We start from the raw sequence: 7,640 nt of genomic DNA on the forward strand, positions 1-7,640 counted from the left end.
GGGGTACCGTAAGGATTCCTGCGTAAATGAGTAACACGTGTCAATAACTCAATAAATTTTCATTTTTGCAACATCGTTACAAACCGTGAAACGGTCTGTGATTTTAAACTTCCCCATGGCATAACTCTTTGAAGCGGATAAGAGACAAATATCCAGCGTTTAGCGCGTGTAATAGCTACAAAAGCGCTATTAAGCTCTTCTTCAAGTTCTTTCTTGGTATTAGCTCGATAATCTGGAAATACTCCCTCACACATACCCATGAGAAAAACGATATCTTTCTCAAGCCCTTTCATTGTGTGGACTGTACTTAATGTTAGACCAGTTGGATCATAGTTTTCTGCAACCTGCCCCAATGCAATCGCATTACGAAAGGACATGAGGGATTCACCTAACCCCTTCCTTTTGAAGGTAGTCCAGCAATTCCTGAAGTCATCTAGTTCTTGCAAGGAACGCTCAAGCTCATTGTCTTCATTTAGGCAAATTAACATCATTCAATCCTTGAATAATTGTATTAAAACGATCATATAGTTTAGGTATGTTTGGCTTTTCAATGTCTAATCCTTGAATTTCCTCAAGAAGGTCAGCTTGAATATCAGGGAATGAAATCGCTGAGTGGCGAACGGCGGCAGCCATATCAAGTAATAAATTATCGTTACCCCAGACAGAGGGAACTGATATCTTCAGAGCAGTACAAAGTTTTTTACCGTCAATCCAATCTTTTGGATTAAGACGAACTCGTATTGCAAGATCAAGCACCCTACCAAATAAAGATGATGGTTCTGCTTGACGCTCACTTTTCTTCAACGAGTATGGAATGCCTTTTTCACCAAGCATCTTCTCTAGCTTAAGGAAAACGAATCGATTTCGGGCAATCACAACCATATTGGTAAGCGATATATCGCCTTCAATTTCAATATTTGTTTTCTGACAAAGAAGTTCATTCACCTTATTACAAATCCAAGTAGCTTCGTCCTCTTCATTTTGGCATTTATGAATTTCATATTGTCCATCTAATACAAAATCAGCTTCTACTTGTGATCCTGGCTTCAATTTATTAGCTAAACTAATTACCGCCTTTGAGCTGCGATAATTTTCTTTCAGTTCGAAAACCTGAGCAGAAAAATCCTGTAAAAATAATTTGCATAAGTAATTGGACGATGAACCATTGAATCCATAAATCATTTGATTGGGATCACCTACCATCATTACACTCTTAATCTGGTCTCCACACAACACTTTGATAAATTCATACTGAGCTTTGTTTAAGTCTTGTGCCTCATCGACACATATATGTTTATATTTAGCTCTATAAATATTCGCGCACCATGGCTGCTCCATCAAAATTCTATGGGCGTAAACTAAAATATCATCAAAATCTAAGCCACCACTTCTCACTAAGGCACCTTGGTATGCTTGAAAAACACTTAAAAATGACTCATTAGAAGTATATTTTTCTTTTATTTCCTCTTCTGTTAAAAGTTCTCGTTTAACTACTGAGAATTGTTCTAAGTAATTATGAATAATACGCTCACGATTTTTTCGCGTTTTTTCATCTCCAGCATTAAGGAAATCATCGATACCAATGCCACTTTCTCTTAAAGATTGAAGAAAAACAGTTTTTCGATCTAAATCGCGTTCATAAATATGAAGTTCAGAAGGTAAGCCAATAGTATGACCATATTGATCTAAAATCCGCTGAGCTACAGCATGAATTGTAGCTATCCAGCATCGTTCGCTAAGCACATCTAGGTCAGCTAAACGAATTTGCATTTCTTCGGCTGCTTTATTGGAAAATGTCAACGCGATGATACCATCTTTGCGTGTGTTTTCGATTAAATAACGTACACGTTCAGTTAGCACTCTAGTTTTACCAGATCCCGCTGCTGCAAGTACCTGCATAGGCAGACCGATCTCAGCGTGGACTACGGCCTCTTGACCCTTAGATAAATTTAACATGCTAACCATCCTTTTATACAATCGAAACTAGCTCGAACATTAGGTGGTACTAAATCATCAACTGATTTTATTCTTTTATTTGCTAGAAGCACATCTGCTAAGAAACCAGCATAAGATGCTTTTTCCTTACTCATTTTTTCTAATAATTGTTCATCAGTAAGTTGATTAAATTCATTATATTTTGCTTCTCTAAATTTCTCGTTATTTTTATTTCCTGTTGTTGCAAGTAAAACAAAAGCATCAATAATCTCATCACGCAAGCCGTGGTCAATCAATTCTTTTTCAAAATCATTTCCATCATCAAGGAAATAAATATCGTAAAAATCTTTTGTCAGTGACAGACACATTTTTTTCGATAATTTTTCTATTTGTTGCGTGACATCATCCTGTGTTTTAGTCCCAGAGTTAGGATTAATGTCGTTATCACTGATAATACATATTGGTATACCGAAGCTAAATGGCAACAACGCAAAATGAATATATGCATCTTTTCCACCAACATTGACACAAGAAAGGCCGACAGACCAAGGAGTAGCTGATGCATAAATCTCAAACATCGCGGGAAGCACCTGCTCCTCAGTGACTCCTTCACATAAAAGCATGCACTTAGCAAACAGCAATTCACCATTTTTAGCTAATATACTACGTGAAATTGATTTTTTCTCGTCATCGGTCATTGGGTGAGAAATTTTATGTGCCACAATCCCATTTTTTGTTTTTACCAATGATCTTATTTGATAAAGGTCAGCCATGGCAGCCAAAAATGGAGAATGCGTACTTAAAATTAATTGACCATTTGTATCTGAGAGTTGGCGATAAAGTGTTTTCTGTGCATTCGGATGCAAATGCGCTTCTGGCTCTTCAACTGTCAGAATTGGGAATCAAGGCTCAGATTCGGCAATATGTCTGTGACTCAAAATCTCGATGAAAGACTTAATCGTTAACATTGAAGCCCAACTGCGTGTTCCCATGCCGTGATATTCCATCGAAAACGAATTGGTATCGGTTTCACCAGAATAGACAGAAAAATTCTTTGACAGGTCCCGAATTTTTTTCGGAAAGGGAGTTACTTCTGCACCGCCAGTACCACCAATCGATTGATTCAGTTTTTCCAGGTGGGATTTTAGGCTTTTGAGTTCCTTGCTTTTGTCGACAGCATCATCATTGACCTGCTTGATTAGTGACTCAAGTTCCAATATGTCATTTTTGTCGTACTCAACACTAGCAAGTATCTTCCCGATGAATGATGAGCGATCACGTAAATCCTGATGAATATCTCTTTGCGCCTCCATAGAAACAAGCGGTAGGCTCTGTAAGCGGCTACCAAGCTTTGTACCTTTAACCTTAATAGTTGTCCAGGTTTCAAAAGGAGGCCAGATCTCTAAGGTGGTACGGTTCGTATCAAAGCCACCTTTAGTGACATTTTGTTCGGAGCGTGTTCTGATCGCAACAAATTGATTTCCATTGGCTTCAGATTGAATCTTATCCCCGAATTCGGTTAGCCATTCAATGTCGAAATTTGCAACCCGATCTCCATTCGCATCCGCCGGCACAATTCTGACATCAACAATTATTTCGTTCACTCGTCTTTCATCTGGAGAAATATAAAAATCCTCTTCCGAAAGATAGCGAGAATAATCACCTAAACTTAGCTGAAGGGCTTTGATTAACGAAGTTTTACCTGCATTATTTGGGCCGATAAGTACTATAATTCGAGACAATGAGACTTCTAAATTCTTAATTCCACGAAAACCAGCTATTCGAATTGTATCAATCAAAATACTCATGCGAAGTCCCTTATGTCTGTTTTTTAGTACATCAATGAATTGTGCTAAATCGGAAGTTTTTTTGCCGTCTGCCCTCAATTCTGTCATGGCACATTCAAAAGTGCCTGGCCAGCTTGCTTCAACGTACCATCACCATTTACGTAAGCATAGAGTGTCGTAGTCGTAATATTCAAACGACGGGCTACTTCAGCAGCATTAGCTTTGGGGTCGGCCATTGCGGCCATAGCCATCATTATCGTTGCCCGATCCATTTTGCGAGGTCGCCCACCAAGACGTCCTCTTGCTCTGGCTGCTGCAAGCCCTGCCTGTGTACGTTCGGCAATCAGCTCTCGCTCGAACTCAGCCAGTGCAGCAAAAATGCCAAAAAACAGTCGTCCATTCGAGGTCGTCGTGTCAATTTGTGCGCCAGCACCAGCCAGAACTTTTAAACCAACGTCTCTGGCACGCAAATCATCGACTGTGGTCACCAGGTGTTTTAAATCGCGTCCCAGTCTGTCTAGTTTCCAAATGACTAAAGTATTGCCTGGCTGAAGGGCTTTGAGGCATGCATTCAATCCTGGCCGATCATCTTTCCGACCTGATGCCAAATCTTCATAGATGCGATTTGGCTCAACACCGGCAGTAATTAAGACATCACGCTGGGGCGCAAGCGTTTGGCTACCATCATTTTTTGAAACACGAACATATCCGACAAGCATGATTGATTTTTATGTACAAGAAAAGATAAAACTAAGGCTATAATATGGCGTTGATTTTCTCAATGAGTTTTCTTGTGATTTTTTTACTTTATTTGGGCGTTTTCTTGAATACAAGATAAACGGCCGTTTTTCTTGTGCCATATTCCGTTTTGGTTTTCCAAATTGCAACCAAATGATACAGCTTATCCCCGATTCAAAAGCCGACTGGCCCAAACAGAATTGGAGCATTTTTACACGGTGACTGATGCTGAACGAGGCTGTTGCGACAGTACAACTCGTTCAAGTACCACGCGCTTAGGATTTGCTTTGCTGTTAAAAACCTACCAACGGTTGGGCTATTTCGTCACTTCAGAGCAAGTACCCAATGCCATTGTCGAACATGTTGCCATCAGTATCGGCGAAACTTATGATCGAGAAAATTTACAGCAGTATGACATTTCGCAAGCCAGACGTAAGCACTTATCGGTGGTGCGACAATTTCTTGAGGTCAAGCCATTCGGAGATGATGGTAAAGTTTTGATGCGGCAAACTTTTGCTGAAGCGGCATTGATCAGGGAAGATGTCATCGACATTATCAATATCGGCATTGAAACGTTGGTACGCCATCGTTACGAATTACCGGCGTTTGACACTTTGGTACGCGGAGCACGTGCTGAACGTGTTGCCGCTAATCTGGCGCTACATATGTCTATTCATGATGCGCTTGGCGATACAGGTCGACTATTTCTCGACAAGCTATTTATCGTTGGTGACGATCCCCGACGCGTAAGTCCTTGGAACGATGTTAAGCAGGATACTGCCAAGCCGACAGTAAATGGCATGCGTATTTTACTTGAGCGTTATGACCAACTAACCGAGTTGGCCTATCATACTCATCTGCTAAAACCCTTACCCGTCGTCAAAATTAAACAATGGGCACTTGAAGGTAACAGCCTTGATGCCGCCAGCATGGTCGATATGGCCGCGCCCAAACGCTACTCAGTTACTTTAGCTTTGATTCGACAACGCTTGGCAATTGTGACCGATGATCTCTGTAATATCTTTTGCAAGCAGATGGGCCGAACTTTACGGAGCGCAGAAGAAGCTCTGGAAAAATATCTGGCAGACAATCAAGAAAAAACAGATGAAATCTTGCGCCGTTTCGCGGCGCTGGAGGCACTCTTAAAATCGAGTCAGTCAGCAGACGAACAGTTAAAGGGAGTACGCCAAACTGTCACGGCACGCCCAGATTTATGCGAGTTCTCTCGCTTGCATGTAGAATATGGTGGTAAAAACGAGTGTCGTTTTATTTTGAAATTCTTCAAACCACGACGATCAGAGATGCTGCGGATTTTGAGGAAGTTAACGCTCAAATCTACCAGTCAGGATGTTAGTTTTGAGCGATCACTAGATTTTATGCTGGAAAACAGTCAACGACAAAACGAGTGGATGACACTCAAGGGCAAAGGCGAAACAGTATTAACTTCAGACGATCTAGTCTGGATCCCTGAGAAATGGTGGAAACTGGTAACAGGAGAAGCCAAGCGCGATATTGCTCTAACCCGAATCAACCACTGTCAATTCGAAGCATGTGTATGTTTGCAAATGGTTCGGGAATTGAAGTCCGGTGACCTCTGTGTGCTGGGTAGCGATGCCTATTCAGACTACAGGGACGAACTGGTGCCCATGAACGAATGTGAACATACACGCTCCGACTACGGCGAAAAAGTGGGCTTGCCGGTCGAGAGTGTTGAATTTATCAAGCATATTCGCGCCATGTTGACAGGGGTGGCGCAGCAAACGGACAAATCCTACCTGGATAATCCTTATTTCAAGATCATTGATGGCAGACCAAAGTTGAGTCGCCAAGATAAAAAAGAAAAACCGCCTGGATTTAAGCAGTTCGACGACGCATTACGACGTAAGCTCGATAACTTGGGCCTTTCACTTCTGGATGTACTGACCGATACCATGCAATGGATTGGGTGGGGTAAACATTTTGGCCCGTTGAGTGGGCATCAAGGAAAGTTACAAGACGAAGATCGACGTAAAATTTTAACAGTATTTGCCTATGGTACTGGCTTGGGGCCGACGCAAATCGCCAAAAATATTGCCGACGTCAGTGCGCGTCAGGTGTCATTCGTCGATCAGCGTCAGATCACGACTGAAAAACTAGAGGCTGCTATTTGTTCTACGATCAATGGATACAATCAATTTCAATTACCGCGTTATTGGGGAGATACGAAACGCGCTGCGGCAGACGGTACACAGTGGAACCTGTATGAAAATAATCTGCTGTCGGAAAAGCATATTCGTTACGGTGGTTATGGAGGCATTGCTTACTACCATGTTAGCGACACCTATATCGCGCTGTTCTCGCATTTTATTCCCTGCGGCGTATGGGAAGCTGTGTATATCTTGGATGGATTAATCAAGAACAAGTCTGATATCCAGCCCGATACGGTGCATGGCGACACTCAGGCGCAAAGCGCGCCCGTGTATGGCTTAGCATTTTTGCTAGGCATCAAAGTAATGCCACGTATTCGCAACTGGAAAGATTTGAAATGGTTCCGTCCAACAACCGACGAAGTGTATCAACACATCGATGACCTGTTTACCAAAGATGCAATAGATTGGGACGTGATTGCCTGCCATCTACCTGACATGTTTCAAGTGGCACAATCCATTCGCGCCGGTCGTATTTCACCATCAACCATCCTACGTAAACTCGGTACTGCTAGCCGGAAAAACAAGCTGTACTTCGCTTTTCGTGAGTTGGGGCGTGTTGTCCGCACAATGTTTCTACTGGAATATATTAGTGACGATGCGTTACGGCAAGTCATCCAGGCGGCACAAAACAAGTGTGAGGGTTTTAATAATTTTTCACAGTGGGTTTATTTCGGGTCGGATAAGATTGAGGAAAATGTACGTGAAGATCAGTTGAAAATAATCAAATACAATCATCTGATTGCCAACTTAATGATCTTCCACAACTGCCACACAATGACACAGGCATTCAAAGAATTGGAAGCTGAAGGTATGAAGTTAACACCTGAATTAGCTGCCGCGTTCAGCCCATACAGAACACATCACACAAATCGTTTTGGTATGTATGAGCTACGGGAGCGAGATGTAGCGCCGATTGACTACGGTGTGACGTTTCAAATGTAGCGAAATTGGGGATGTTACTCATTTACGCAGGAATCCTGACGGTACCCCA

At 42.0% G+C, this 7,640-nt stretch carries 5 protein-coding genes and 1 pseudogene; 1 reads left to right on the forward strand and 5 read right to left on the reverse strand.

All coding sequences use genetic code 11. The features are described 5' to 3' along the window. Positions 1–59: 59 nt before the first annotated feature. The 5 genes and pseudogenes from KZ793_RS19845 to KZ793_RS19860 form a co-directional block, all read right to left on the reverse strand. Complete coding sequence (locus KZ793_RS19845) at positions 60–491, reverse strand: 3'-5' exonuclease (RefSeq protein ID WP_317987488.1); 432 nt, start codon at positions 489–491, stop codon at positions 60–62. Beyond that, positions 469–1,956: an ATP-dependent helicase gene (locus KZ793_RS19850; protein WP_225816899.1), complete on the reverse strand. Its 1,488-nt coding sequence runs from the start codon at positions 1,954–1,956 to the stop codon at positions 469–471. The genes KZ793_RS19845 and KZ793_RS19850 overlap by 23 nt, the downstream gene beginning before the upstream one ends. Then, positions 1,950–2,633, reverse strand: coding sequence for a TOPRIM nucleotidyl transferase/hydrolase domain-containing protein (locus KZ793_RS22745; RefSeq protein WP_317987489.1), 684 nt, complete (start codon positions 2,631–2,633; stop codon positions 1,950–1,952). The genes KZ793_RS19850 and KZ793_RS22745 overlap by 7 nt, the downstream gene beginning before the upstream one ends. After that, positions 2,625–3,830 (reverse strand): annotated as a pseudogene (locus KZ793_RS22750) (ATP-dependent nuclease); the annotation flags it as partial. The pseudogene KZ793_RS22750 and the gene KZ793_RS22745, both read right to left, overlap by 9 nt. Then, positions 3,827–4,441, reverse strand: a complete 615-nt coding sequence (locus KZ793_RS19860) for a recombinase family protein (protein ID WP_041982405.1) — start codon at positions 4,439–4,441, stop codon at positions 3,827–3,829. The gene KZ793_RS19860 and the pseudogene KZ793_RS22750, both read right to left, overlap by 4 nt. Positions 4,442–4,603: 162 nt before the next feature. On the opposite strand from KZ793_RS19860, the gene KZ793_RS19865 reads away from it, so the two are divergent. After that, positions 4,604–7,591, forward strand: a complete 2,988-nt coding sequence (locus KZ793_RS19865) for a Tn3 family transposase (protein WP_225816900.1) — start codon at positions 4,604–4,606, stop codon at positions 7,589–7,591. The last annotated feature ends 49 nt before the right edge of the window (positions 7,592–7,640 follow it).

The organism is Photorhabdus antumapuensis, assembly GCF_020387775.1.
GTDB lineage: Bacteria > Pseudomonadota > Gammaproteobacteria > Enterobacterales > Enterobacteriaceae > Photorhabdus > Photorhabdus antumapuensis.

Excerpts from the sequence above, each read along its gene's own strand:
- KZ793_RS22745 (WP_317987489.1), bottom strand. The coding sequence starts at position 2,633 with ATGACCGATGACGAGAAAAAATCAATTTCACGTAGTATATTAGCTAAA.
- KZ793_RS19850 (WP_225816899.1), bottom strand. The coding sequence starts at position 1,956 with ATGTTAAATTTATCTAAGGGTCAAGAGGCCGTAGTCCACGCTGAGATC.
- KZ793_RS19845 (WP_317987488.1), bottom strand. The coding sequence starts at position 491 with ATGATGTTAATTTGCCTAAATGAAGACAATGAGCTTGAGCGTTCCTTG.
- KZ793_RS19860 (WP_041982405.1), bottom strand. The coding sequence starts at position 4,441 with ATGCTTGTCGGATATGTTCGTGTTTCAAAAAATGATGGTAGCCAAACG.